The organism is Nocardia sp. NPDC005366 (assembly GCF_040606855.1).
Taxonomy (GTDB): Bacteria; Actinomycetota; Actinomycetes; order Mycobacteriales; family Mycobacteriaceae; genus Nocardia.
Genome location: NZ_JBEXFQ010000039.1, coordinates 1 through 25,852, shown reverse-complemented (window position 1 = coordinate 25,852; position 25,852 = coordinate 1). Strand labels below are relative to the sequence as shown.

Genomic DNA, 25,852 nt, shown 5'->3' with positions numbered 1-25,852 from the left:
GGCACTATTCCCCGTGCAGACGGTGCGCATCACATTGCGCGTTCCGGATGCGGGTCCGCCCGGGTGGTCGTCGCTTTCCTTGTGCTCGTCCGACTTCGGACCGGGGCGCGGTCATCGTGGAAATACGGAGTATCGAAACAATGAAGTTCGAAGGCACCGCTACCGACGTAGCCGATTGGTCGACGAGCTCGACGACGAGCATCACCCGGATTTCTCCCCTCGATCATGTCCAGCGCGACAGCGCACCGCGGCGGCCTTCACCCGCCGACCGCGTCGCGGAATACCTCTCGCAAGCTCCCGCCAAGAGTTTGGCGACACTCGGCAGGTCGGCACAGTTGACTGCGGCCGTTCTGCGCTATTCGGTCGTCGACACCGTCAGAATGCGAATGCCGGTGCAGGAATTGGTCGAGCAGATGTGGTCGCTGTTGAAAGTAACCGCGCTGCCGGCATTGCTGATGGCGATTCCGATCGGCGCCGAGGTCTCGGTTCAGGTCGGCGGAATCATGAATCAGGTCGGGGCGAACTCGCTGGCGGGGGCCGCGAGTGGTCTCGGTGTCGTTGGTCAGGGCGCGCCGATGGCGGCCGGACTCCTGATGAGCGGCGCCGCCGCCTCGGCGATCGCCTCCGATCTCGGAGCGCGGGCGATCCGCGAGGAGATCGACGCGATGCGGGTGATGGGCGTCGATCCGGTGGAGCGCCTGGTCATGCCCCGGTTTCTGGCGATGATCGCCATCGCGCCGATCCTGTGCATCATCATCATCTTCGCCGGTGTTTTCGCCGGCCTCCTGATCTCGGCCAATGTCAACAATGTCGTGCCCGGCAGTTTCTGGCAGTCCTTCGGCGCCTTCGCGACACCGACCGATCTGGCCTTCTCGGTGCTGAAGGCGCTGCTGTTCGCGGCGATCGTCGTACTCATCGCGAGTCTGCGCGGCCTCGAGGCGAAGGGCGGGCCGAAAGGGGTGGCGAACGCGGTGAACGCCTCGGTCGTCCTGAGTGTGTTCTGCATCTTCCTCACGAACCTCCTTGTCAGCCAAGTGCAGATGATGTTCTTCCCCGCGCGGTTGGCGTGATGATGACCAGCAACCCCGCGAAATACCGGTACCTCCCGAACTCGCTGTTGATGTCGCCGCTCCAGGCGCTCCACCGGGGCACGACGAGTTTCCTCGGCGAGATCGGCCAGATGACGGTTTTCACCGTCAAGACGATCTACCTGCTGCCGAGGACAATTCGCCATTACCGGAAGCAGACGCTCGCGACCATGAACAACATGGCATGGGGGAGCGGTTCGCTGATCGTCGACGGCGGTGTGGTCAGTTTGATGTTCTTTCTCGGCGTCGCCGTCGGCGCGGTGGTCGCGATCGAGGCATTCATGGCCTTGAATCTGCTCGGCTTCGGCGCATTGACCGGAATCATCGGCTCTTTCGGCAATATTCGGGTGATCGCCCCGATCATCACCGGAATCGGATTCGCCGCGCAGGCGGGCTGCCGCATGACGGCCGAGATAGGCGCCATGCGGATCTCGGAAGAGATCGATGCGACCGAATCCATGGGTCTGCAGGCGATTCCGTTCGTGGTCGGCACCCGGCTGATCGGCGGAATGCTCGTCGTACTGCCCGGCTATCTGATGGGTCTCGTGGTCAGCTTCTTCACCGGCGGGGTCATCGTCAAGGTATTCCACCGACAACCCGAGGGAACCTACGACCACTATTTCGCGCAGTTTCTCAGCGTCGCCGACCTCGCGGCCTCGGTGGTGAAAGCCGTCACCTTCTGCGCGGTCGTGACCATCATCCACTGCTACTACGGATATTTCGCCACCGGTGGGCCCGCAGGTGTCGGCGCCGCGTCCGGGCGAGCGATCCGGGCGAGTCTCGTCGTCATCGTTGTCCTGAATTTCGCCATGACGGTCGCCATGTGGGGTCTGAGTCCCCTTCTGGTCTTCAAAGGATAGGTCGATGGGTAAGACAAGGAACCAGGACTTTCTCCGCGGCTCCGATCGGCGGCAGTCGAGAGTGGTCAACGGCGCGGCCGCGGCCGTGCTCGCCGTCGCGACGGCCGCGGTCGTCGGTGTGGTGTGGGTCTTCCCGCACTACGACGAACCGGAAGGGCTCGCGCTGAATATCGACGTGCCCTACGTCGGTCCCGGGGTGGGCACGGGCACGAAGGTGATCCTGCACGGCGCCGAGGTCGGCGAGGTCACCGGACTGGATAAGACCAGGCCCGACACCGTCCGGATGACGGTGACCCTGGAACCCGGCGAGATCGGCGGCCTGACCGACGCGTTCGATCTGGACTTCCGCCCGCAGAACTACTTCGGCATCACCGCGGTGAACCTGGTCGATCGCCCCGGCGGTGGCGCACTGATGGCAGGGCGCACGCTCGACCGGGTGCCCGCGGGCGATTTCACCATGTCGACGATGCTGGAGAAGGGCTCGGTCGCCATCGACGGAACATTGACCACCTCGATGGTCCGATCCCTCGACAAGGTCGTGCGATACACCGACGGGCTGACTCCGCTGATCCAGTCGGGCATCGTGTTCGCCGACCGTGTCGCTGCCACCCAGCAGACACTGCCGACCGAACTCCTGCGCTACGCGAACGACATCCTCGCGGTGCTGCCAGCTTTCAGCGCCGAGGCGATCGACAGCCTCGCCTACGTCTACGACAGCGTGTACAACCGCAAGCCCGACGGCTCGATCGGCGTCGACGACGCGTTCATGGATTACAGCGACGCGGGTCTCGGACTGGCCGCCAACAGTCTCTTCGGCAAGGCGGGACGCCTGCTCGCCTCGCACGGAACCGAGTTGACACCGATGACCCTGCTGGTCAAGGCGCTCACCGACGCGATGCCGCGGATGCTCGACGGTGGTGCCGCACCGGCGAAGTCGCGGGAACTCATCGACCGCTACAGCGCCGCTTTCAGCGGACCGGGAGACAGCAGGACGCTGAATCTGCGGCTCGTCCTGGACGATCTGCCGATGATCGCCGCACCGTTGGCGCTGACCGGACTACCGCCGATGCTCGCACAGGAGGGACCGCGATGAGCCCTCGGGTCGCCATGTTCATCACCCTCGCCAAACTCGCTGTCGCCCTTGTCGTGTCGATCGCGCTGTTCGCGATCGTCCTGAGTGCCATCAGGAATCCGGTCGATGGTGAAACCTCCGTCTACACGGCGGAATTCACCGACGTCTCGGGACTGCACGTCAACGGTGACATCCGCACGAAGGGCGTCCGGATCGGAAAGGTCCGCTCGATCGAGCTGAACCGCGCGGACGGCCGCAGCATCGCCGAGGTCGAGTTCTCACTGGAGGAGCCCTACCGGCTGTACGACAACACGGTTCTGGCGGTGAAGTACCAGAACCTCACCGGAGTTCGCTTCATCGATCTCGCCGCCCCGCAACAGCGGGGTAACGAGGTGCGCCGACTACCGGTGAGCGCGACGCAGTCGTCTTTCGACATCACCGAACTGTTCAACGGATTGCAGCCGGTGCTGACCACCATGAGCACCGAGGAGATCAATACCTTCATGGAGAACGCGATCACCCTGTTACAGGGCGACGGGGCGGGTTTGGCGCCGATGCTCGACAGTATTCAGCGACTCACCGATCTCGCCCACGATCGCGAACAGGTGATCTCCACCCTCGTCACCAATATGTCGCGCATCGCGGACAGCATGGGAGGCAGGTCGCCGCAGGTGATCCAATTCCTGCACTCGCTGAGTTTCCCGATATCCAAGGCGATGACCGTGTTGGAGGAATTTCCCAAGACCGCGAGCTTCGGCCCCGAATTCCTGACTCCCGTGCACCGCCTGCTCACCCAACTCGGACTCGATCGCGACCTGGATATCGAAGAACTGCTCGGCCGGGCCTTCGCCTCGATTCCCTCGGCGGCCGAAGCGCTGCGCCTGCTGCCGGTCGCGTTCGCGGGTCTGCAATTGCCGCAATTGACGACCCCGGCGGCGGGTGCGATGAACTGCGGAAACGGTGTCGCGCAACTTCCGACCGAAGTCCGCGTGCTGCTCAACGGAAGTGAGGTAGTGGTATGCAACGGGCCTCGATGACCGCGCCTCGCGCGGTGTCGGTGACGCGGCGCCTCGCGCACCGGGTCGCCCACCACGAGATGCTGCTCGGCGCCGTCGTCGTGCTGGTCGCCGTCGTTGCCCTGGTGACGACGACGCTGCTGTACACGCGACCGATCGGTCAGGCGACGATCACCTTCGAGACCACCGACGCCTCGGCGCTCACACCGGGTCTGGAAGTGCGTATCGCGGGCATCACCGTCGGCAAGATCACCTCGATCTCGCTGCGCCCGAATGTGGTTCGGGTGCAGGCCCGAATCTCCGACGACGCCTTCGTGGGTGAGGACTCCCGAGTCGAGGTGCGCATGCTGACGCCGGTCGGCGGGTACGCGGTGACACTGATCCCCCTCGGCGACACGCCACTCGGGGACACGGTGATCCCGCACGAGCATGTCACCGCGCCCTATTCGATCGGCGACGTGCTGCAGGCCGCCCCCCACGTCACCGACGAGGTCGACGGCGTCACCATCGACGCCGGTATCGATCAGGTCGCGCGAGCGCTCCAGCACAACACGACGTCGGTGGGATCGCTGATCGCGGGTATGAACAGCATCGCCACGGTGATGGACCATCAGCGCGAACAGGTACGACGGGTCGCCGATCTGGCGGCGGAGTATCTCGAATCCTTCGACGCCGACCGCCGATTCGTCTTCGATCTGATCCGCCGGGTCGATATCGTCGTCACGACCTACAACAACACCCACGTCGGATTCAACGAGGCGTATCGCCTGCTCGGTGACGTACTCGCCCGGGTACAGCCGCTCGAGAAGTACTACCTCGACCACAAGGACGAAGTGCGCGCCGCGGTCGATCAGGTCAGGCATTCCATCGAAGACTTCCAGACGAATATGGGGCCCGCCATCGATCAGCTGCAGAATCTGCGGGACCGATTGGCGGCCTGGCTCACGCCGGAAGGCCTCGCGGCGATCAGCGGCGGAACCATATCGGCGACACAGATCTGCGTTCCCCTTCCCGGACGGGCGTGCTGAAGTGAGAAAGAACAGAACTCGCCTCGTCGGCATCCTGGTGATCGTCGGCGTCGTGGCGGCAGGCGGAATCGGTTTCGCCGCGGTCGACAGCGACAGAGAGAGCACCGACGGATTTTGCGTCCGGATGCCGGATTCGATCGGTCTCTACGAGGGAAATTCGGTGACCCAGATGGGATTTCAGGTCGGCAAGGTCGACCGGATCCGCCCCGCCGGTGACCACGTCGAGATCGGCTTCACCCTCGACGGCGGACGCCGATTTCCCGCCGACGTCAAGGCGGTGACCCGGTCCAAGTCGATCCTGGCCGACCGAAGTCTCGAACTCGTCGGCAATTACGAGAGTGGGCCGGAATTGACAGCGGGGGAGTGTATCCCGCTCGAGCACAGCTACACACCGAAGAGCATCTCCGAAATCGCTGGGTCCGCCGCGGATTTCATCGATGAGCTCAGCCCGGCCGACGGTCGGCAGAGCATGCGGAACGCGGTCGTGGGATTCGAGGAGGCGCTGCGCGGTCAGGGCCAGAACGCGCGCGCGATGATGCTGCACGCGTCGGCCGCCGCGAACAATCCCGACCAACTGATCGCCGATATCGGCTCGATCATCCTCGATATGGCACCGCTCACCGATGACGCCCTGCGACAGTGGTCGAGCATCCAGTCGATCCTCGATCAGATGCCCGCCGTCGTCGCCGCGGGCATCGGGCTGTGGCCGGGAACCATCGACGTGTGCGTCGGCGTCGGGTGGCTGGTGAACGTCCTGCACGATGTCCACACCGAATACGGCGACCTGCTGTGGCCGATGCTGCGCGGTCCGCTCGCCGAAGCGATCCACCTCGCGGCGGCCCGATCCGGGGATATCGCGAGCCTGCTGGAATCGATTCCGTCGGTCGCGGCGATGCTGCGTCAGCAGAGCGGCGACGACGGGTCGATGACGGTCGCCTACCAGCCGCCGACCGTCCGGATCGAGGCAGCGGACTCCGCGGCGGTGTGCGAAGCGCTCAACCACCTCGCGCCGGGCACCTGCACACCGACCGCCACGGGGCAGGCCCAGATTCCCGCCACGGGCCTGCTCGACCTCGTCCTCGCGAAAGGCCGATGATGACAACATTTTTCGGGTCTTCGAAGATCGGGGCCGTATCGGTCGCGATGTGCTGCGGCCTTCTCATGACCGGCGGCTGCTCACTGGGGCCCGACGACCTGCCGTCCGTTCGTGGCGGTATCGGCGACGGATACACCGTCGGCATCGAATTCGTCAGCGTGATGAATCTGCCGAACGGCGCCGACGTCATGATGGACGGCCTGCGCGTGGGTGAGGTTCGCGCCGTCACGGTGCTCGAAGATTCGGTGAATGTGACCGTCGGCCTGAAGGAAGGCAGCAGAGTACCCGCCGATGTGCACGCGGTGATCCGCCAGAACACCCTGCTCGGCGACACCTACATCGCCCTCGACCACGACAGAATCGGGGCCGACGAGCAATTTCTGCGCCCCGGCGGTCAGGTGAGCGCGGACCACACCAGTTCACCGCCGCAATTGGAGGACACCATGGCGGTGCTGGCGTATTTCGTCAACGGCGGCAGTATCCAGCGGATCCAGGACGCGATGGGCCGGATCAACACGGTCATGCCCACGATTCCGGATGTGCGGCGGCTCGCCTCGGTCGTCGCCGTCGACCTGCGAGATCTGGCGAGCGATACCGGCGAGATCGACCGGATGCTCGACGGATTCGACGCCACCGCGGTGGCGCTGAACGAGAAGTCGCAGACCCTCGCCACGCTGTTCGCGCCCGAAGCGCAACACTACTGGCGGCGAGTGGCGGTCAATATCGTCTCCTATATCAGCCAGATCCTGCCTTCGGTCGGCAGCGTCTACCAGGGTGGACTGTGGTTGGTCCCGATGCTGAACTCGCTCGCCGATACCGGCGACCTATTCCGGACCATCTGGGACAAGGCGCCCGCCGATACCGCGAAACTGTCGGATTTCCTTCGGACGACAGTCCTGCCGTTCGCGCAGCGCCCCTCGGTGAACATTCGGTCGATCGAATCCGCTCGGGGCGATCAGATCGTCGCCGATGTCGAAAACCTGCTGCGGATGCTGGGAGCTGTGAAATGAAGTTCGGGACTCCACTGTCGATCCTCGGCATGGTCGCACTCGCGACGTCCTCGCTGCTGTATCTCGATCGGCTCGGCCTCGACTACGACGCTCTCGCCGAGGTGAGAACGGCGAACCTGTCCATTCCGGACACCAACGGCCTGGTCGTCGGATCGCGAGTATTGCTGCGCGGGGTCGAGATCGGTCATATCACGCGGGTCCACTCCTCGGCCGCGGGCATCGATGTCGAATGGAACTACGACCGCGGCTACCGGATACCGGCCGACAGCCGATTCCGGGTCGACAATCTGTCCGCTCTCGGCGAGACGTATCTCGCTGTGCTTCCGGCAGCCGCCGCCGGTCCGTATCTCGCGGACGAGGCCGTCATTCCGGCCGATCGGGTCGTCGTCCCGACCACCTTCAAGGAACTGTCCGAGCGTCTGACCACGCTGCTCGAGCAGGTCGAGCCCGAGCGGATCCGTGAAATCTTCGCGACCATCGACGTCGCGCTGCCCGACGACCCGTGGGTACTGGGCGATCTGTCGCGCGCAGGCGAACTCCTGGCAGGCACCCTCACCCAGCAGTCGGCGAATCTGACCACGGTGCTGTCGAGTATTCAGCCGATACTGCGCAACACCGGAACCGTTCCCGGCGATCTGGTCGGCGCGACCCCGCTTCTGGCCGACTTCGGGTCCGGATTCCGAGAACTGCTCGCCGGAATCTATTTCGCGGCCTCGTTCGGCCCCCTGAAGGACGGTATCGAATTCGGCGCCGGACCCCTGATCGATCAACTACAGGCATTTCTCGACGACACCGCCGCCGACCTGCACACTCTCGGCGTCGATCTGCTGCCCGGTGTGCAAGCCGGAACTGCCGCGATGGCGACGGTGAATATCGGACGACTGCTGGACAACGCCATTGCCGCGACGGCCTCCGGTGATGCGGTGACCGTCCGAATCCGGCCACCGGACAGGTGAGCCCACGCCCTTCGGTGCCCCCATCCAGTGACGAAACCCCTTTCACAGGAAAGACCTCATGACCCAGTCGACCGATATCCCGCAGAGCCCCGAACACACCGAAGAAGTCGATGCGGACGCCGTGCCACCCGCTTCGGGGTGGGGTGAAATCGTGCGCCGAGGCCGCGACGCGGGTGAATCCGCGATCAAGCTCAAAACACTGGTCTGCGGCCTGGTCGTGTTCGCGATGGCGGCAACCATCGCGGTGCTCGGCTGGCAGTTGCACCGCGAGTCCGGCGACCTGGACGCGGTACACACCGCTGCGGCCGATTCGGCCCACGCCGAGCAGATCGCACTGGATTACGCCACGGCGGCGGCGGAAATGAACTTCCAGGATCTGTCGACCTGGCGCGGGCGGCTGACGAAGGGAACGAGCCAGGAACTGTCGGGCCGCCTCACGCAGGCCGCGACCTCGATGGAGCAGATCATCGTTCCGCTGCAATGGGTTTCGACCGCGAAGCCGATCGCGGCGAAGGTCCGCTCGGTGGACAACGGCGTGTACTCGGTCGACTGCTTCGTCAGCATTCTGACCAAGAACAGTCAGGCACCGGAAGGGATCCAATCCACGGCCACCTACCAGTTGAGCCTCGACAGCGCCGACAACTGGACCATCTCCGATATCGGCGGTATCGGTCCGGCGTTCGGCGCCACCGATCCACCCCGCTAGATCCTGGTGCCCGCGAGAGTCGCCCGGGGACCGTCCGTCGGAGAACGGCCTCAGCGGGCGGTATTCGGGCGCGACCGACCGGGCGCCGGTGTGGCGCCGACGGTGGTCATGAGGTGTTCGATGAGCAGGATGAGGACCTGTTTGGCCGACTCTCGATCGCGCACATCACAGAGCCGGATCGAGATATCGTCCGACAGGTCGAGTGCGCGGCGGATCTCGTCCTCGTCGTAGATGTCGGCGTCATCGAAACAGTTGACCGCGACGATGAAGGGAATCCCGCGTGATTCGAAGTAGTCGACCGCGGCGAAGCTGTCGTCCAGGCGTCGAGTATCGGCGATGACGACCGCGCCGAGAGCGCCGATGGACAATTCCTTCCACATGAACCAGAACCGGTCCTGCCCCGGCGTTCCGAACAGGTAGAGCACCAGGTGCGGGCTCAGGGTGATCCGGCCGAAATCGAGGGCGACGGTGGTCGTGGTCTTGGTCTCGACCCCGGTCAGATCGTCGACGGCCGCACCGAGGGCGGATAGACGTTCCTCAGTGCGTAGCGGTGCTATCTCGCTGACTGTGGTGACCAGAGTGGTCTTTCCGACGCCGAACCCACCCGCGATGAGCAGTTTCACGGCCTCGACCGAGCCGATGTCGGAGGGGTCGGCGAAATCAGATTCTGCGAATACCATCGAGCACCGCCTGCAGGAGTGTCGGATCGGCGCCGCCCGCGAGTGGCGCCGGGGATCGGAAGATGACGTGCCCGGACTGGATCAGGTCGCTGACAAGGACTTTGACCGCTGCGAGTAGGAGATTCAGGTGGGCGGCGAGTTCGGCGATCGATAGCGGCCTGCGCTGACACAATCGAACGATCTCGGCGTATTCCCGATCGAGTGTGGCCGCCTCGTGCTCGGAGCGAACCGCGACGACGAGGGTGAGTATGTCGAGTTTGTGCAGGTCACGTCCTGCCCGGCCCCGGGTGACGGCGAACGGTCGGACCAGTGGTCCCGGGTCGTCGCCGAACTCCCAGTTCTGCTCGCCGCCGAAATTCACGGTTTCAGGGGTACGCGCAGCGTGCCAGACGGTGTGCGGGGCACAGCGGCGAGCTGATCACGGACCTGCCCGACGATGACATTCATCTCGTAGGCGATCAGGCCCAGATCGGCCTCGATGGCGGCCAGCATTGCCAGACAGGTGCCTTGCCCCGCCTCGGTCACCACCAGGTAGCCTTCGGCGAGTTCGACGACGGTCTGTCGCAGGGACCCTTTGTCGAATCTGCTGCCGACCCCGCGGGCCAGGCTGTGCAGGGCGGACGCCATGGCGGCCAGATGCTCGGCGTCCTCGCGGCGCAGTGTGCGTGAACGTGCGAGTGGCAGGCCGTCGGCGGACAGGACCATGGCTTGCTCGGACCCCGGTGTGCGGTCGACCAAGCCGTCGAGCAGCCAGTCGAGGGTATCGCGGGCCTGGGTTGCCGCTTCGTTGTTCATGTATAGGGGCCGTCCATTGCTCGTCGGGTGAGGTTCGGGTCGGACGTACGTGCTTGGCGTGTGCCCTTCTGGAAGGACTCCATCGACCGTCGGATTTCTCCGGCCGACCGCGATCGGTCGGGGGATCGCTGCCCGATCTCGGGCGAGTGTTCGTCGGCTCGGAGCTCCGGCGCGAGGTGGGTCTGCTTGTGCCGCTGTGGAAGCGGAGCCCGCTGACGAGCGCTCGTGCGCCCGGTGATCTCCCGCTGCGGCCTCGACTGCCCAGCGGGGGAACTCGTCGGTCGACGCCCGCTGGTGAGCCGGTCGTCCGATTCGTCGTGCGGCCACGGGGGCAGGGGAGACCGGTCGTGTCCGGACAGCCGGGGAACCTGTTCGGTGGGCCTTCGCATTGCCGCCTCGAGCGTGTGTCCTGGGGGTGTCGGTGGCACCGCGACAGGATCGGCCTCGGCCCGGTCGGCGTCGAGTTCGAGTAGCGCGGTCGGGATCAAGACGATGGCTTTGACACCGCCGTAGGCCGATTCCTGCAGGTTGACCGCGATCGTGTGTCGTTTCGCCAGTCTGCTGACCACGAAGAGACCGAGGTGACGCTGTCCGGCCAGGGCCAGTTCTTGGAAGTCCTGCGGCTCGTGGAGCAGGTTGTTGAGTCGTTCTCGTTCGTCGAATCGGATGCCGAGTCCCTGGTCCTCGACTTCGATCACGACGCCGCGGCCGACGACGTTGCCGTGGATGGATACCAGGGACTGTGGTGGCGAGAACAGCGTGGCGTTGTCGATCAGTTCGGCGAGGAGGTGGATGAGGTCGGCGACGACGTTGCCGAGTACGTGGGCGTGTGGCAGGCGGATGGCGTTGACTCGGGTGAGGTCGTGGGTTTCCGAGACGGCGCTGCGGACGATCTGTTCGAGTGCGACGGGGTCTCGCCAGCGGCGTCCGGGTTGGCCGCCGCCGAGGATGAGCAGGTTCTCGGCGTTGCGTCGGGCGCGGGTGGCGAGATGGTCGAGTTGGAAGAGTAGTTCGAGGTGTTCGGGGTCGTCCTGTTTGGCTTCGGCGATGTCGAGGACGTCGAGTTGGCGTCGGACGATGACCTGGCTGCGGTGGGCGATGTCGAGGAAGACTTTGTTGAATCCCTCGCGTGTTCGGGCTTCGGAGGCGGCGGCGGTCATCGCGGCGCGTTGGGCGGTGCCGAATGCCGCTGCCACCTGGCCGATTTCGTCGGAGCCCCGGTCGAGGATCATGGTTTCGGCCTCCACGTCGACGGCTTGGCCGTCGTGCAGGCGTTCGATGATCGACGGCAAGGTCTCGTTCGCCAGTTCCAGCGTCCGCGAGCGCAGCGAACGCAGGCGACCGACCAGGCGGTTGGCCATCAGCAACGCGAGGACGAAGGCGCCGATCGCGGTGACCGCCACCCCGATGCCCGCCCAGATCGACCGCGCCAGCGAGCGTTCGGCGGCGGCGGTGGCCAAAGTGTTCGCATGGAGCGCGTGATCGCGGAACAGGCCGACGAGTTCGGCATCGATCGCGCGCTCGGCGGCGAGCCACTCGGCGTGCGGGACGGGAAGAACGCCGCGTTCGGCGAGCACGTCCTCCGCTGTTGTCGCGGTGCGCCATTCAGTGCTTTCGATCAGTTGTGTCAGTCGCTTTCGACCGTTGTCGGTCAGGCGTCCCGTCATCCCGTTCAGTTGGTGTCGATACGCGCCGACGAGTTCTGTGACGATGCGCTGTTCATCGAGACGAAGCGGTGCTCCGGTCGCGGTAGCGGCCGCCGCGATAGCCGCACCGCGGGAGTGGAGTTCGGCCGCTTCGACCAGATTCCCCGCGGTCATCTCCTCGGCCGCGGTCAAGGGATCGGGTGTGTAACGCGCCAGGTCTTCGAGTCCGGGGCCGACGGTGCCCGCGAGTGCCCGATAGAAATCGTCCACCGCCCGGATATCGGCCTGGCCGATATCCACTGCTTGCCTGATCACCGGTGTCCTGGCGGCCAACTCGATGAAGGCGGGGGTCGATCGTGCGACAGCTTTCGGGTTGAGCTGCTGCATCGCCCCGCCCATCCGCCCGAGTGCGGCGAGAGTGGCATCTGTCCGGTTCCGATGGGCAGCCAATCCGGAGATCGCCTGCGGGTCACCGTTCATCGCGAACAGACTCTGCAGTCGTTCCTCCTGGACAGCGGTGACGAAGGTGGCCAGTGGGTCGACTTGTTCATCGAGGTAGGCAGACCATTTGTTCGTCGTTCTGGCGTCATTCGACAGAATCAGGACCGCGATCGTTCCCGAGCCGAGCAGCGCGACACAGGGAACCAGCGCGATGGCGAGTACGCGTGACCGAATGCTTTTCACTCGCGGGACGCGCCACCGATCGCCGGTATCGGTCGGTGGTCCTATGTGAGACGGCACGAGCCGGTCTCCTGCTCTGCCTGTTTCCGAGACCCGGGTGCGCGGTGTCGAACAGAGCGGGTCGGCGACGGCGCGAATCGCGAAACACAGCCGGGGAAGACAACCTGCGGTGTGTTCGTGAGTGCCGTCGAGTTCTTCGGTGAATATCGGATCAAGGAGGCGTCCCGGCGATCGGCCCCGTTCACAGAATGCATTGCTGTGCAGCACTATTCATGAATCAGTCGAGGCAACGTGGTCTGTCATAAACTTCGATCATTAGATTAATCTGTGGGAGGGACCGTAATGGCATCCGGCCACGCTGTCAACATGTGCGACCCTGCCATCGTCCGTCCGTCCGTCCGTCCGATCCGAACCTGGCGGTAGCGCCTGTGATCGCCGAGGATCCGAGACATAGCTGACAGCTATTGATTCTCGGATGTCGCGATGCGCGCCGCCGCCCCCGGCGGGTTCATATCCGCGAGATGCGTGATTCGAGTCATCTGTGATGACTTATGCGAGGCCATATATTACCAGTTGAACCATATTTTCCCGGTCTTTTTATCTAAAGGCTTGTGGTTTGCTGTCTATGGACCTTAGGCTGACTCCATTCGATCGGAAAGTGGTTCAGATCACTTCAGTGACGTTCCGCTACGCGTGACAGGAGTTGGACACACATGCCCTCGACCACATCCAGACTGCGAAATGCCGCAGTCGGAACGACCCTGCTGCTCGCACTGGCCGCGTGCGGCAGCAACTCCGACGACGGAAACACCGGCGCCGCGAACAATTTCACCGGCGACCCCGTGACGGTCATGACCCTCGCACCGGTCAAGTCCGCGGCGATCAACACACCCGAGGTCATCACCGCCGCGGAGGCCGCCGTCGAAACCATCAATGCCGCAGGCGGACTCGGTGGCCACGAAGTGAAACTCATCGCGTGCAACGACGGGAACAACGCCAACCAGGCCGGTGACTGCGCTCGCCGCGCGGTCGAGGCCCATGCTGTCGCCGTACTGGGTGGATTCACCACCAACGGCGGCACCATCGTCCCGATCCTGGAGAAGGCGGGAATCCCGTGGATCGGCGCCCCCGCTTTCTCGGCCGAAGAACTCTCCAGCAAGGTGTCGTACCCGCTCGTTTCGGGCGCGGCGGCCTTCGCCGGCATCGGTGCTCGCGCCGCACGAGACGGCTGTGCTTCGACCTCGATGGTGTTGTACGACGTGCCGACCGCGGAGAAAGCCGCACAGTTGATCAATCTCGGCATCGCGGGCGCGAAGGGGCAGCAGGCAAGCCACATCAAGGTTCCCACGACCACCACCGATTTCAGCAGCGTCGCCAAGTCGGCGGGCAATTCCGATTGCGCCATCGTCGGCCTCCCCAACGACCAGGTGGTCGCGCTCGCGTCCGCCGGACGGACGCTCGGCGAGAAGACCAGGTACTACGCGCTTCAGGGCGCACTCAACGATCAGGTGCTCAGCGGTGCGCGGGACGCGCTCCAAGGCGCCACATCCGCGGTCAACTTCGTGGTGGCGACCGAATCCGCGTGGGACGCGGCCGAAGCCGCCTCGACGAAGGTCGACTGGACCTACCCGTACAACCAGAACACCTGGGCCTCCTACCAGGTGTTGGTCGAGGCGCTCGGCGGCGTCACCGACATCTCGGCGGCGTCGGTCATCGCGGCGCTCGACAAGACGAGCAACGCGAAGGCGGGCGGGGTCACGGCGCCGATCGATTTCACCAAGGAATTCCCGGTTCCCGGTCTCAATCGTGTCTTCAACCCGAATATCACGTTCGTGAAGGCCGAGGGCGGCACGGTCGTCCGGGACGGCGGCTTCGAGAATCTCACCGCGCTGTTCGCGGGCTGATAGATGCTGTGCCGCAACGACAATCGGTGCGGCACAGCGCGCACCCGACCGTTCTGCAAGGAAGACACCAGATGAGTGCCACGTCCGCACCGGCGGGCCCCATCGGCGAACCCGTGGTTCGCGCGATCGGTCTCACCTCCGGGTACGCCGGAACACCGGCAGTACAAGATATCGACCTGACCGTCGACGCGGGCGAGGTCGTCGCTCTTCTCGGCGCGAACGGAGCAGGCAAGTCGACCACCCTGCTCACTCTCGCCGGTGAGCTCGCGCCGATGGGTGGATCGGTGGAGGTACTCGGCCTGCGCGCCCGCCGCCGCCTCGACTACCGGGCGCGACACGGTCTGGGATACCTGACCGAGGGGCGGTGCGTGTTCATGGAACTGACCGGATGGGAGAACCTACGACTCGGACGCGGCGCACCGGAACGCGCGATCGAGTTCTTCCCCGAACTCGAGCCGCATCTCGCCAAACGAACCGGGCTGCTCTCCGGCGGCCAACAGCAGATGCTCGCCCTGGGCCGGATCCTGGCCGCCGACCCCCGACTGATCCTTGCCGACGAACTCTCATTGGGTTTGGCGCCGATCGTCGTGCACAGGCTGCTGTCGGTCCTGCGGTCGGCCGCTGACAACGGCACCGCCGTCGTGCTCGTCGAACAGCATGTTCACCAGGCACTCGGGATCGCCGACCGCGGCTACGTCCTGCACCGCGGTCGCGTCGTGATGTCGGGATCCGGCACCGACCTGCGGGCCCGAGCCGATGACATCGCCACCCATTACATCTCAGGGGAGGCCTGACATGGATGTACTGACCTTCGCTCTCATCGGTCTCGGAACCGGGGCGATCAATGTCCTGCTGGCCGCGGGACTCGTGCTGATCTACCGTGGATCGGGCGTCATCAACTTCGCCCACGGCGGATTCGCCCTGCTCGGGGCCTTCATCGTGATGGACTTGCGCACCGAGCACGAGCTCTCCTTGCCGGTCGCGCTGGGCGCGGCGGTGGTCGGTACCGCAGCGGCGGGACTGCTCGTTCAGGTGCTGGTCATGCGGCCGTTGCGTACGGCGAGCCCGTTGGCTCGCGTGATCGCGACACTCGGAGTGCTCACCATTCTGATCCAGGGCGTGCTCCTCGAATACGGTGCCGAACAACGAACTGTCCCGCTGCCGGTGCCGTCCGAACCGGTGCGTCTCGCGTCGGACGTTGTTGTCGGAAAGCAGAACTTCTACCTGGTCGCCATCGCGGTCGCGGTGGTGGTGACGTTGTCCATCGCCACCTTCCGAACCCGAATCGGCAACGCACTCACCGCCTCGGCCGAGAATTCTCGCGCCGCCTCGGCCCTGGGATGGTCGCCGAATCTGCTCGCCGCGCTGACCTGGGGATCGGGTGGCGCGCTGGCCGGGCTGGCTGGCGCCCTGTTCCCGGCGACCTCGACGGGGTTCATCTCGATAGCCCAGATGAGCGTTCTGATCGTCGGCGCGCTGGCGACCGCGCTACTCGCGCAATTCCGTTCGTACTACCTCGCTCTCGCCGGTGGCTTGGCGATCGGTATCGTCCAAGCGCTCACCACTCGGTATGTCGACCAGACCGGCGTCGCCGACGCCGTCCCGTTTCTGGTCATCGTCATCGTCCTGGTCGTGCGAGGTAAGGGGCTGCCCGTCCGTGGTACGGCCGCCGACCGCCTGCCACGGGTCGGGACCGGACGCGCGCATCCCGCGATCGTTGTTCCGCTCGCGGTGGCGGCCGTCGTGCTGTTGCGCTACGCGACTCCGAGCGATTGGTACCCGGCCCTGATCGTCTCGCTCTGCTTCGCCATCATCGGACTCTCGACGGTGGTGCTCACCGGCTACGCAGGACAACTGTCCCTCGCGCAATTCGCGCTGGGCGGCGCCGGAGCATACGTCGCAGGGCGCGTGGCCGCCGCCCGAGGCTGGCCGTTCGAGTTCGCCCTCCTCGCCGGTGTGGTCGGCGCGATGCTCCTCGGGCTGCTCTTCGGTCTGCCCGCGTTGCGCACCCGAGGGGTGAACCTCGCGGTGGTGACCTTCGGCCTCGGGTTCGCACTGCACCAGATCCTGTTCAGCAACAGCGATTACACCGGCGGCGAGTTCCAGACGAAGATCTCCTCCTTGCGTTTCCTCGGCGTCGACGTCGACCCGATCACGCACGCGGACAACTACAGCCTGTTGTGCGCGGCCTGGTTCCTTGTTCTCGCGACGGTGGTCGCGACGATCAGACGCGGACGAGTCGGGCGGCGGCTACTCGCCGTTCGCACCAATGAGCGTGCCGCCGCGGCGATCGGGGTGAGCGTATTCCAGAACAAGCTATACGCATTCGTGCTGTCGGCCGGTATCGCGGGTGTGGGCGGTGTGCTGTTCGGCTTCAGCTATCCCACCGTTTTGTATCAGCAGCTGTTCATCCCGGACATGTCGATCACGGTGCTCGTCATCACGGTGATCGGCGGCATCGGATACATCGGTGGTCCGCTCGTCGGTTCGATGCTGGTTCCGGGAGGAGTCGCGGTCCTGCTGTTCGACACCTCCTCCGCCGCGACATCGGCCGACGAGGGGTTCGTGAAGTACGTCCCGCTGGTCACCGGGATCGTGCTGGTGATCACGCTGATCGCGAACCAGAACGGAGTCGTCGACCAGCTGATGGAACCGCTGCGCCGTTTCCGGTCGCGGTGGACGGGCGACGAAGCGTCCACGATCGTGTCGGGTCCGCGTTCGCGCGTGGCGCCCAAATCACTGGAAGTCCGTGGTGTGACCCAGACTTTCGGTGCCTTCACCGCGCTGGCGGAGGTCGGTGTGACGATCGCACCCGGACAGGTCGTCGGGGTACTGGGCCCCAACGGTGCGGGGAAGACGACGCTCATCGATGTCATCACCGGCTACAACCGCCCGGGGGCGGGCGCGATCGTGCTCGACGGTCGAGATGTCACGGCGTGGCCTCCGCACCGTCGAGCCCGCGCCGGCCTGGTCCGCTCGTTCCAGTCGCTCGAGCTGTTCGACGATCTCACGGTGCGCGAGAATCTCCTCGCCTCCTCGGAGAAACAAGATCTCGCGGCATATCTCACCGGATTGATCCATGCGGGAACCCCGCGGATCACCGACACCGTTTCCGCCGCGGTCGAGGAACTCCAACTCGGCGACGTGCTGCACAAGCGTCCGCAGGAATTGTCCTACGCGCGCCGCAGATTGGTCGCGATCGCGCGAGCCATCGCGGCGCGACCGTCGGTGCTGCTGCTCGATGAACCCGCGGCGGGGCTCGACGAATACGAAAGCGCCGAATTGGGCCGCCTCATCCGACGTTTGGCCGACGACTGGGGAATCGGTGTGCTGTTGATCGAGCACGACGTCGGACTGGTGCTCGATAACAGCGACCGCGTCGTCGTCCTGGATTTCGGACGCGTGATCGCCGAAGGCACACCCGCCGACATCCGGGAAAGCGATGCTGTGCGTCGCGCGTATCTGGGTGAGAGCCTCGTCGAAGCGGTGCCGTGACAGTTCAGACTATGCGGACGTTCATCGTGTAGGAGGCGTCATTCTGCACCGACGTGATGGTCAGGTTGTACCTGCCCGTGGCCGGAAGCTGGAACTGGCTCACGGTGGTGTCGGTGGGGTATAGCTGGCCGTCGGGGGCGGTGAGCGCGACGAGGGCGGTGCCGGACGCGGAGGTGTAGTGCGAGATGAGCTCGATGGTCATCTGTTGCCCCGCACGGGCCTCGAGCGTCCAGATGTCGCTGTACCCGCGGTTGATGTAGCCATCCACGGTGCCGTGGTCGGTGCCGGGCGCGAACGTGATCTCCGCGTAGACCCCGCTGGCGTTCGCCGCGCCCGCGCCGGCGGTGACGAGGAAGAACGCCGCCGCGATCGCTGCCACGGCGACAGCCGCTTTGCGCAGGGTGATGAGAAAGGCGGTCATGATGCCTCCGTTGTTCGGTGTCGTGTCCGGTATCGATCTTCAAATAGATTGTCGTGCAACGCTTATCGGACGCTTGTGGTCCGCTGAAGGTGATTCGGCAACCCTCGCGACCGCTGCCTCGCGGGCGTTCGGAGCGGATATCAGCCGGAGTGTTCGTGACGAACGGTCCAGTTACGTCGGATCTCTCCTTTCATGCCCGAAACAGACTGGCGCGCCACGGAGCATGGTCATTCAGGTGGCTGTGGGTTCCCCGCGACAGGTTCGCGAACGCTCATGTTCACTGTCGAGAAGTGCCCGGGCGTTGTTACAAGACATCGGGTCGACAGTCCGATGGCCTCGCGAACGGACCGGACTCGATGTTCATCGGCTAGTCCTGAATCCGGTCCTCACTCGGCGCCGCGACTGGTGAAGTCGAAGGATCCGCCGTCGATGCCCCAGGAGATGACCCGTTCGGGGTGAATTCGGATGACCGCGCGTTCCTGGGGTTGGAACGGTGGCTCCTCGTCATCGAGCGCCTCGGCCGTGCCGCGTACCTCGATGCCGCGAATCACGTATGGCTCCAATGAAACCTGTTGGTCGATGACGAACGACACCCGGCTGCCCGCCTCGACATTGCGGTACTTTCGACTGGAACGCATCCGCATGCCCCCGATGTCGATCGTGCCGTCGGCGTTCACCCGATAGCTGGTCGGGTTGTTCTGCACAACGCCGTCGGGCGACACCGTGGCCAGCCGGCCGATCCCGGCCTCGGCGAGGAACTGCTGTTCATTGGCGGTGAAGGTCATGTCGGTTACTCCTCGGTGAATTCGATATCAGGTGTGCCCCGGCGATCGGCCGGAAGTTGTTGGGTGCGGCAAACGCACGCTGTTGCCTGCCGCGTCCCGGGCGTCTTGCGTCGGCGGTTCGGCGGCACCGCCTACCCCGTGCTCTGAGATCAGAACAGAATCAGCGCGGCGCACAGTCCGGCGATGGCAATGAATTGCAGGGTGACCCGGTACTTCAGAATGCTGTCCCACTTGTCCTGCAACGCACGGGCATTGGCCGGAATGATGCCGCTCTGCGCAGCGGCGGTCTGCTGGGCATTGATCGGCTTGGCGATGCGGACGTAGAAGGCGAGCCAGGTGAGCAGTGCCGCCACCGTGATCCCCGCCGCGACAGCGGCGCCGATCTGCCCGGCCAACAGCGCGATCAGCAGTGTGAGCACCGCGGTGACCACACCGCCCGCACCGACAACCGGCATGCGCCTGTCGCCGTAGTAGTGGCCCCATCCCGCACTGATGGTGACGGTCGCGTCATCGAGTTTGCGGTACACCGACCGGGTGATCACGGCCCCGCAGACGTCGGTGCCATAGACGACGGCATTGGCGAGAACGGCGGCGGTGGCGACGATCTGGCCGGTGATAATCAGCATTTCGGGCTTCCCTTCCTGGATTCTAGCAATGCTAGCAACTAGAGCAACGGTAACACTCGTTGGCTAGCTTGTCTAGCGTTGCTAGATTTCGGATCGCCGCCGTGGATCGCGCTCGGATCGGCAAGCTGCACACGTCGAGGGGTATGGCCGACCGACCGGTGAATCGGCCGAGATCTGTGCTGTGGCAGAGTCTTCGAGATTCGCAGTAGATGGGGGCAGGCCGTTGTTCGTTGTCGTGCCGTTGCGGGTTTTTGCCGCAGGCAACCAGGACAAGGCGGTCGGCTGGACCATCATCGGTGCCGGTGGGGCGTTGATAGCTCTTCTCTTCCTGGTGCCGATCGGCAAGCAGAAGAAGTCGCACCGCTCGATCAGGGCGCGGACCGCGAACTCGGTGCGACGTCGGGGGCAGACGCCGCAGTGACGGTAAGGGCCACGCCTCCTGCTCTGGCAGACGCAAGACGTAGCGGCGGTGTCCCGAGCGGCGAAACAGCGACAACGAGACTAACGGCTACATCACGCGCTGCGGTAATCTTCAGGCGCAGCGAGTTTTTCACACCGAGGAGTGAGCGTGCCGGACGGCATCACCGTGGATCTGCGCCAAGACCAGCCGCATTCGGCTCGGATCTACGACTACTTCCTGGGCGGGAAGGATTGGTACGACGCCGATCGTGAGGCCGCCGAGCAGATCGAACGGGCCATACCCAACGTGCGGTTGCTGGCCAGGACCAACCGGGAGTTCATGCACCGCGCGATCGGGTTCCTCGCCGATCAGGGCATCCGGCAGTTCCTGGACATCGGGACCGGAATCCCGACCGCGCCGAATCTGCATCAGGTCGCTCAGGAGATCGCGCCGGAGGCGCGCGTGGTGTACGCCGACAACGACCCGATCGTGCTGGCTCATGCCAGGGCGCTGCTGGTGGGCACGCCCGAGGGGCGGACCGAGTACCTGCACGCCGACATCACCGAGCCCGACTCGATCCTCGACGCCGCGCAACTGCGTGACGCGCTCGATCTCTCGCAGCCGGTCGCGCTCAGCGTGATCGCGTTGGCGCACTTCGTGACCGGCGAGCGGATCTACGATGTGATCGCCACCTTGCTCGAGCCGCTCGCACCCGGGTCCTGCCTGGTGATGACTCACTTCACCGCCGACTTCGACCCGGAGGGCGTCGCGAACACGGTCAACGTCTACCAGCAGGGTGGGATCGGTATCGAACCGCGCGACAAGGCCTCGGTCGGCCGTTTCTTCGAAGACCTGGAGATGATCGATCCCGGCATCGTGCCGATCCACCGCTGGCGGCCGGGCGGAATCGAGCCACCGCAGTCCTATGACGACAAACTGCCGGGCTACGCTGCCGTCGGTCGCAAACCCTGACCCCGGTCGAACTGGCGGGTGGCGCGACGTAGTCGTTGAAAAGCGCGAGTGCGTGCACCGTCGAAACCTAGGAAGCAGGCACGCGATCGGGCGCCGGGCCCCTCCAGCTTCCACCCGGCACACGACCGCCGCGACCTCACGTGGCGGAACCCGACAGCCCCGGCCCGAACCGCGCGGGCGCGCAAGCGGCTTTCGAATACCGCGCCCACACCGGGATCTGCGGACGCACCGCCGCACAGAAGGCGCGGCCGGTAACCACCGAGAAGACCGAGCCCGAATCGGAGGTCAGGATTGGGGCTACCGGGTTGCTGTCGAACCTGTTACGCGATCACGGTAGGGAGAAGTTGTCACGGTCGCCCTCGCCTATCGGGCGGTGTTCGGGCATTCGGTCGGCCAAGGTTCACACGGGCGGCGAGGGTCGTCGCGGTGCAGCGAGGCGATCCACCCGTCTTGCGCACTTCCGGGTTGAACGAGCAGTTTCCGGACCGTGCCCTCCAGTCGGAAACCCAGCCGCCACACCGTCTTGCGACTGGCCCAATTGCCCACAACGGCCTGCCAGTGCATGACCTCGATGTCATGAGCGAAGGCATGGTCGAGGACCAGGCTCACCGCTCGACCCATGAGGCCCTCACCTCGCGCGGCCGGATGCAGTCCGAACCCGATCATCGCCGTGCCCACCCCAGTCGGCCGGTAGTCGACAGTGCCGCAGAATCGCGTCCCTCCCTCCGGTAGCGGCTTGGTGATCGCCCATCCGCGGCGCGAGGTCGGTGTGGCCTGCTCCCACTCGCGGGCAGTGCGCTGCAGGAAGTCCCGGGCGTCATCGCGGCCATACGGACGAGGAACCGTCGTGTAACGAATCATCTCGACGTCACGGCCCTGCTCGACAATGGCGTCGAGATCCTGCTGTCGATGCGCGCGGAGCGTGACCATGCCGTCGGCGAGGACAGGAACGTCGTCTGGATATCGGAAGGCCATGCCAACAGAACAGCAGGAACCATCATGCATAGCAATTGAATTCGGCAGGCGCTGCGGCACGAGATATTCAGCGACCCGCGGCTGTTTCCGCGCCACGCTGCCAGGCCGGCAGGTGGATCACCGACAGTTCCTGGCGAGAGCCTTCACCTGCGGATCGAGTTCCTCCGCCGTAGCGCGGTGTCCGTTGATGGTCGGCTGCGGGCCATGGCCGGGGCGATGGGGTGGCGGGTCGGGCGGGCGAGAGTTCGCAGGGGTTCCGCGCGGATCAACTCGCCTGTTGCGACCATGCGGTCGATCATGCCGTCCGAGGGGATCGCGGCCTGGAAGCACGCGCGCGCGCCTTCGAGGTCACTGTGGGCGACCGCCACCTGGAGGAGTTCTCGGGAGTGGTAGGCGAACTGCCGTGCCGCGGTGCCCCCGGTTTCGGCGACTCGGGTCGCGCGTGCCAGCCAGCTCTCGAAACTCGGATACGGGTAGTGCAGGATCATCGGGGCAGTGACCGTTCCGGTCGCGCCGCAGAATCCGGTGAACCGGTGCCGGTCCGCCGGTGTGACATCGGGGCCGAGCCGGACGGCGCTTCGGGTGGCCGGGGTGTCGAGGAACGGTGAACGTCCGCTGACCCGGAACACGGTGCAGGCGTGGAACGGATCGGTCACCGGGTGGTCCATCGGGACGGCTTCGTGGCCCATGAAGGTCACCTGTCCGGCGCCGCCGATCTGCCAGCGACGTCTGCCGTCGTCGTAGAACAACTCGTCGGGACCGAGCGGCAGCAGCCATCGCATCCCCGCGCCGCGGGCGTGGGCGACGGCCGTTCCGATATCGGCGACCTCCCGATCCACGGGGTCACCCGAGTCGGTCGCGGTCCTGGCGCACAGCAGCACGGCTTGTTCCTGGCTCAGTTCCCCTATTGTCGCGCGGACGGCGGGATCGTCGCTGAAGGCGATGATCAGATCGGCCCGTAGCGAGTGGTAGTGGAACCACGCCGCCAGGTCCGGGCGTGGGGCGTCGATGGTGACGCAGAGCGCGGTCGGTTCGTCCGACAGCGGTCTGCGGGCCGCGCCGATACCCCGATGCACCCACGTCGAGAGGTCGCTGATCCCGTGCTTCAGCAGGTAATCGCGGTATTCCCGGGTGGGGTCGATCCCGGTGGCCCTGGCCGCGGTCAGATTGGGTCCGCCCACCGGGCGGGTGTGGCGGACCGTGACCGCGTCGATGATGGCGATCGCCGAGGTGTCCGGGGCGAACCGCGGCCAGTGGAAGTCCAGGCCCCAGCCGGTCTGCGTTCTGTCGAAGGTCGGCAGGCACCGGGTCAGGAACTCCCGGCTGAAGCACGGTGCCATGATCTCCACGAAATTGGTGTACCGCAGCTCGAACCGGCGATCCACCAGCGTGATCTCGTGGGTGAAGTAGCTGTCCTCGGTCAGCGCGGGTTGCGCGAGCGACAAGCGGTATCGCGCGCTGTATTCGAACAGTTCATTGATGGTGGCGGTGTCGGTGGACAGATCGTCGTCGGGCAGCCAGACATAGTCGTAGTTGTCGATGACCTCGGCGAGGTCGACGGTGAGAACGTGGTGCAGCGCAGGCCATTTCGGCCCCTTGCGGTCCAGCCTGGTCACGTCGTCGCCGCGGAATCGGTGCGGATCGTCGCCGAAGTAACTGACGACCAGATCCCAGGTCCGGGGCTGGGGCCCGGTGAGCCACTTCTCGTGCAGCGAGGCGTCGCCCGCTCGCAGGATGACCAGGTTCCGTCGCCGCGAGCCCGGGCGCTCCGGCGGCGTGTGGTCCGGGCAGGTGCGCGGATGCGGCAGCATCGTCGTCAAAACGACCCTTTCATACGGTGTACCACCCTTCCCCCCACAGGGTTTGGAGACGCTCGAAGTACTCCTCGTATTGGGGCGCGACGACATCGGTGGAGAATTTCGAGATCGCGTACTCGCGGATCGCGCGGTAGTCGAGTTTGTCGACGGCGTTCGCCGCGTCGCAGAACTCGCGCAGGTCGCGGCACCGAAAGCCCTGCACGCCCTGCTGCACGGTCTCGGTGAAAACGCCCCAGTCGGTGGTGATCACCGGGGTTCCGCACAGCATCGCTTCGGCGTGTACACCGCCGAAGGGCTCGAGGTAGAGCGAGGGCACGAAAACGCCGCGGGCGCGGCTCATCAGTTCGCCGCGGCGCACGTGATCCACCACGCCGACGTACTCGGCGACCTCGGGTGCTGGCACCGCGCCAGCGCCCGCGACGACCAGTTTCGCGCCCAGCCGTTTGCACGTGTCGATGGCGACCTGGATGCCCTTCGCCTCGACGATCCTGCCGATGAACAGGAAGTAATCGTCCTTCTCGGCTGAGAACGGAAAGTCCTCCACCTCGTAGTAGTTCGGGATCACGGTGTCGAAGAACCGGCCGCGGGCGTTCATGACGCCGGGCACCGTGGTGTGTGAGCCGTAGACGGCGTGCATCCACGCGTAGCTTTCGAATACGCGGTAGTCAGCGAATACCCCGCTGTAGCCGACCCCGAACTCCACGGTCATGAGCTCGGGGAAGGTATCGGCGATCGGTTTGTGGCAGCCGCCGCCGAGCACGCCGATGAAATCGCGGTCCCGCTTGCGTTTGGCGATCTCGGTGACCGCGCGTGCGTTCGAGATCAGCCAGTGCGGGTCGTACGGGTTCCAGGTGAGATTGTTGAGTTCTTTGTACAGGTCGTTGCCGCCGAACCATTCGGCCTGTTCGGCTTTCGTGACGATGGTGACGAATTCGGTGCAGGCCGCGTCGTTCTCCTCGCCCCCGTACAGGAAGACTTCGTGGCCGCGATTGGTCATCATCTCGGCGAATCGGCGGTTCTTCTGGGTGTAGGCGCACGGCTGATAGTGCTTGGTGGTCTGGGTGTTGGGCAGGTTGACGATGTGGAAACGCATGGGAGGGCTCGTGTTCGGCTCGGGGATTCGGATGCGGCATGGTCAGTCGCCGTCTCAGCGGTCGATGATCGGCCGGACCGAGAGCGGATCCTCGCCGAGGGCTTCGTCCAGATGTTCCGTGCTGTCGAGATAGGCCGCGCGACTGCGTTCCTTCTGTTGGCCCGCCTGGGCGCCGCCCATATTGCTCATCGGCATGCCGCCCATCGGGATGCCGCTCATCGGCACGCCGGAGCTGTCCGCCAGTCCCGCACGGGTGGCGGCGGTCTCGGTCGTAGATCCCGGTGAGGTGCCGGTGACGGCCGCGCCTGCGCGCGGGAACAGGTTGCTGCTCAGGGGTTCCGACAGCAACGACGTCGCGGCCGGTGCGCCCACCCCGCCCCCGCCTCCGCCGCCCCCGCCTTCGGCACCCGCGGGCTCGACGTCGAATCCGAACGGGCCGGTCGACCCCGCGCCGCTCCACGGGCCGGACGCGTCCCACGGAGTCGCCGAGCTCCACGGACCGGACGCGCCGGTCGGCATCCCGGATCCCATCTGCCGCATCATGTCGGCCAGCGTCGACAACGGTCCGGAGGCACCGGTGAACGGATCGGTGGCGCCACTCGAATTCGATTGATAGGAGGTCGGTTCGGAGATTCCGTTCGGGCCGCCGGTGGGTGATGTGGAGCCTGTTGAACCGCCGTTGCCTTTGCCGTTGCCGTTGCCGCTGCCTTTGCCGTTGCCGTCGCCGGTG

General features: G+C 65.3%; 24 protein-coding genes and 1 pseudogene. 14 read left to right on the top strand and 11 right to left on the bottom strand.

The features are described 5' to 3' along the window. The first annotated feature begins 140 nt into the window (after positions 1–140). From ABZS43_RS31480 to ABZS43_RS31440, 9 genes are read left to right on the top strand one after another with little or no spacing between them, the layout of a single operon-like run. Complete coding sequence (locus ABZS43_RS31480; RefSeq protein WP_355039625.1) at positions 141–1,070, top strand: ABC transporter permease; 930 nt, start codon at positions 141–143, stop codon at positions 1,068–1,070. A 50-nt stretch (positions 1,071–1,120) separates the two neighbouring features. Continuing rightward, positions 1,121–1,948 carry an ABC transporter permease gene (locus ABZS43_RS31475; RefSeq protein WP_355039647.1) on the top strand — a complete coding sequence of 276 codons (828 nt, stop codon included), beginning with the start codon at positions 1,121–1,123 and terminating at the stop codon, positions 1,946–1,948. Between the two features lie 4 nt (positions 1,949–1,952). Further along, positions 1,953–3,041 carry an Mce family protein gene (locus ABZS43_RS31470; protein ID WP_355039624.1) on the top strand — a complete coding sequence of 363 codons (1,089 nt, stop codon included), beginning with the start codon at positions 1,953–1,955 and terminating at the stop codon, positions 3,039–3,041. Next, entirely contained in the window at positions 3,038–4,057 is a 1,020-nt protein-coding gene (locus tag ABZS43_RS31465; RefSeq protein ID WP_355039623.1) for an MlaD family protein, read from the top strand. The genes ABZS43_RS31470 and ABZS43_RS31465 overlap by 4 nt, the downstream gene beginning before the upstream one ends. Then, positions 4,054–5,064 carry an MlaD family protein gene (locus ABZS43_RS31460; RefSeq protein WP_355039622.1) on the top strand — a complete coding sequence of 337 codons (1,011 nt, stop codon included), beginning with the start codon at positions 4,054–4,056 and terminating at the stop codon, positions 5,062–5,064. Before ABZS43_RS31465 ends, ABZS43_RS31460 begins: the two co-directional genes overlap by 4 nt. A 1-nt stretch (position 5,065) precedes the next feature. Next, on the top strand, positions 5,066–6,160 hold the full coding sequence (locus ABZS43_RS31455; protein WP_355039621.1) for an MlaD family protein: 1,095 nt from the start codon (positions 5,066–5,068) through the stop codon (positions 6,158–6,160). Beyond that, on the top strand, positions 6,160–7,170 hold the full coding sequence (locus ABZS43_RS31450; protein ID WP_355039620.1) for an MlaD family protein: 1,011 nt from the start codon (positions 6,160–6,162) through the stop codon (positions 7,168–7,170). The genes ABZS43_RS31455 and ABZS43_RS31450 overlap by 1 nt, the downstream gene beginning before the upstream one ends. Continuing rightward, entirely contained in the window at positions 7,167–8,126 is a 960-nt protein-coding gene (locus ABZS43_RS31445) for an MlaD family protein (protein WP_355039619.1), read from the top strand. The genes ABZS43_RS31450 and ABZS43_RS31445 overlap by 4 nt, the downstream gene beginning before the upstream one ends. Positions 8,127–8,184: 58 nt before the next feature. Next, positions 8,185–8,832, top strand: a complete 648-nt coding sequence (locus ABZS43_RS31440; RefSeq protein WP_355039618.1) for a hypothetical protein — start codon at positions 8,185–8,187, stop codon at positions 8,830–8,832. A 50-nt stretch (positions 8,833–8,882) separates the two neighbouring features. Here the strand turns inward: ABZS43_RS31440 and ABZS43_RS31435 are convergent, their stop codons facing one another. Genes ABZS43_RS31435 through ABZS43_RS31420 form a run of 4 tightly spaced genes read right to left on the bottom strand, consistent with a single transcriptional unit; the run spans position 8,883 to position 12,637 of the window. Further along, positions 8,883–9,512, bottom strand: a complete 630-nt coding sequence (locus tag ABZS43_RS31435) for an ATP/GTP-binding protein (RefSeq protein WP_355039617.1) — start codon at positions 9,510–9,512, stop codon at positions 8,883–8,885. Then, positions 9,493–9,873 (bottom strand): DUF742 domain-containing protein, encoded by a 381-nt coding sequence (locus tag ABZS43_RS31430; protein ID WP_355039616.1) that lies wholly within the window; start codon positions 9,871–9,873, stop codon positions 9,493–9,495. The genes ABZS43_RS31435 and ABZS43_RS31430 overlap by 20 nt, the downstream gene beginning before the upstream one ends. Next, on the bottom strand, positions 9,870–10,307 hold the full coding sequence (locus tag ABZS43_RS31425) for a roadblock/LC7 domain-containing protein (protein WP_355039615.1): 438 nt from the start codon (positions 10,305–10,307) through the stop codon (positions 9,870–9,872). The genes ABZS43_RS31430 and ABZS43_RS31425 overlap by 4 nt, the downstream gene beginning before the upstream one ends. Next, on the bottom strand, positions 10,304–12,637 hold the full coding sequence (locus ABZS43_RS31420) for a nitrate- and nitrite sensing domain-containing protein (protein WP_355039614.1): 2,334 nt from the start codon (positions 12,635–12,637) through the stop codon (positions 10,304–10,306). Before ABZS43_RS31420 ends, ABZS43_RS31425 begins: the two co-directional genes overlap by 4 nt. A gap of 710 nt (positions 12,638–13,347) precedes the next feature. Here ABZS43_RS31420 and ABZS43_RS31415 point away from each other — a divergent pair. The 3 genes from ABZS43_RS31415 to ABZS43_RS31405 all read left to right on the top strand — a co-directional run bounded on the left by ABZS43_RS31415 (position 13,348) and on the right by ABZS43_RS31405 (position 18,033). Then, positions 13,348–14,538 carry an ABC transporter substrate-binding protein gene (locus tag ABZS43_RS31415; RefSeq protein ID WP_355039613.1) on the top strand — a complete coding sequence of 397 codons (1,191 nt, stop codon included), beginning with the start codon at positions 13,348–13,350 and terminating at the stop codon, positions 14,536–14,538. Positions 14,539–14,609: 71 nt separating this feature from the next. Next, positions 14,610–15,332, top strand: coding sequence for an ATP-binding cassette domain-containing protein (locus ABZS43_RS31410; protein ID WP_355039612.1), 723 nt, complete (start codon positions 14,610–14,612; stop codon positions 15,330–15,332). Between the two features lies 1 nt (position 15,333). After that, a complete protein-coding gene (locus tag ABZS43_RS31405; protein WP_355039611.1) occupies positions 15,334–18,033 on the top strand; it encodes a branched-chain amino acid ABC transporter permease/ATP-binding protein in 2,700 nt (899 codons plus the stop codon). A gap of 4 nt (positions 18,034–18,037) precedes the next feature. On the opposite strand, the gene ABZS43_RS31400 is transcribed toward ABZS43_RS31405, so the two are convergent. The 3 genes from ABZS43_RS31400 to ABZS43_RS31390 form a co-directional block, all read right to left on the bottom strand. After that, entirely contained in the window at positions 18,038–18,454 is a 417-nt protein-coding gene (locus ABZS43_RS31400) for a hypothetical protein (RefSeq protein WP_355039610.1), read from the bottom strand. Between the two features lie 386 nt (positions 18,455–18,840). Next, complete coding sequence (locus ABZS43_RS31395; RefSeq protein ID WP_355039609.1) at positions 18,841–19,239, bottom strand: PPOX class F420-dependent oxidoreductase; 399 nt, start codon at positions 19,237–19,239, stop codon at positions 18,841–18,843. 149 nt (positions 19,240–19,388) lie between these two features. Continuing rightward, positions 19,389–19,865 carry a DUF1772 domain-containing protein gene (locus ABZS43_RS31390; RefSeq protein ID WP_355039608.1) on the bottom strand — a complete coding sequence of 159 codons (477 nt, stop codon included), beginning with the start codon at positions 19,863–19,865 and terminating at the stop codon, positions 19,389–19,391. Between the two features lie 223 nt (positions 19,866–20,088). Here ABZS43_RS31390 and ABZS43_RS31385 point away from each other — a divergent pair, with 223 nt between their 5' ends. Then, positions 20,089–20,286: a hypothetical protein gene (locus tag ABZS43_RS31385; protein WP_355039607.1), complete on the top strand. Its 198-nt coding sequence runs from the start codon at positions 20,089–20,091 to the stop codon at positions 20,284–20,286. Positions 20,287–20,433: 147 nt separating this feature from the next. Beyond that, positions 20,434–21,237: an SAM-dependent methyltransferase gene (locus ABZS43_RS31380; protein WP_355039606.1), complete on the top strand. Its 804-nt coding sequence runs from the start codon at positions 20,434–20,436 to the stop codon at positions 21,235–21,237. 363 nt (positions 21,238–21,600) lie between these two features. Here the strand turns inward: ABZS43_RS31380 and ABZS43_RS31375 are convergent, their stop codons facing one another. From ABZS43_RS31375 to ABZS43_RS31360, 4 genes and pseudogenes are all read right to left on the bottom strand, one after another. Further along, positions 21,601–22,212: a GNAT family protein gene (locus ABZS43_RS31375; protein WP_355039605.1), complete on the bottom strand. Its 612-nt coding sequence runs from the start codon at positions 22,210–22,212 to the stop codon at positions 21,601–21,603. 143 nt (positions 22,213–22,355) lie between these two features. Further along, positions 22,356–24,023 (bottom strand): hypothetical protein, encoded by a 1,668-nt coding sequence (locus ABZS43_RS31370; RefSeq protein ID WP_355039646.1) that lies wholly within the window; start codon positions 24,021–24,023, stop codon positions 22,356–22,358. A gap of 19 nt (positions 24,024–24,042) precedes the next feature. Further along, a complete protein-coding gene (locus tag ABZS43_RS31365; RefSeq protein ID WP_355039604.1) occupies positions 24,043–25,122 on the bottom strand; it encodes a glycosyltransferase in 1,080 nt (359 codons plus the stop codon). Between the two features lie 54 nt (positions 25,123–25,176). Beyond that, positions 25,177–25,852: pseudogene (locus ABZS43_RS31360) on the bottom strand (hypothetical protein); the annotation flags it as partial.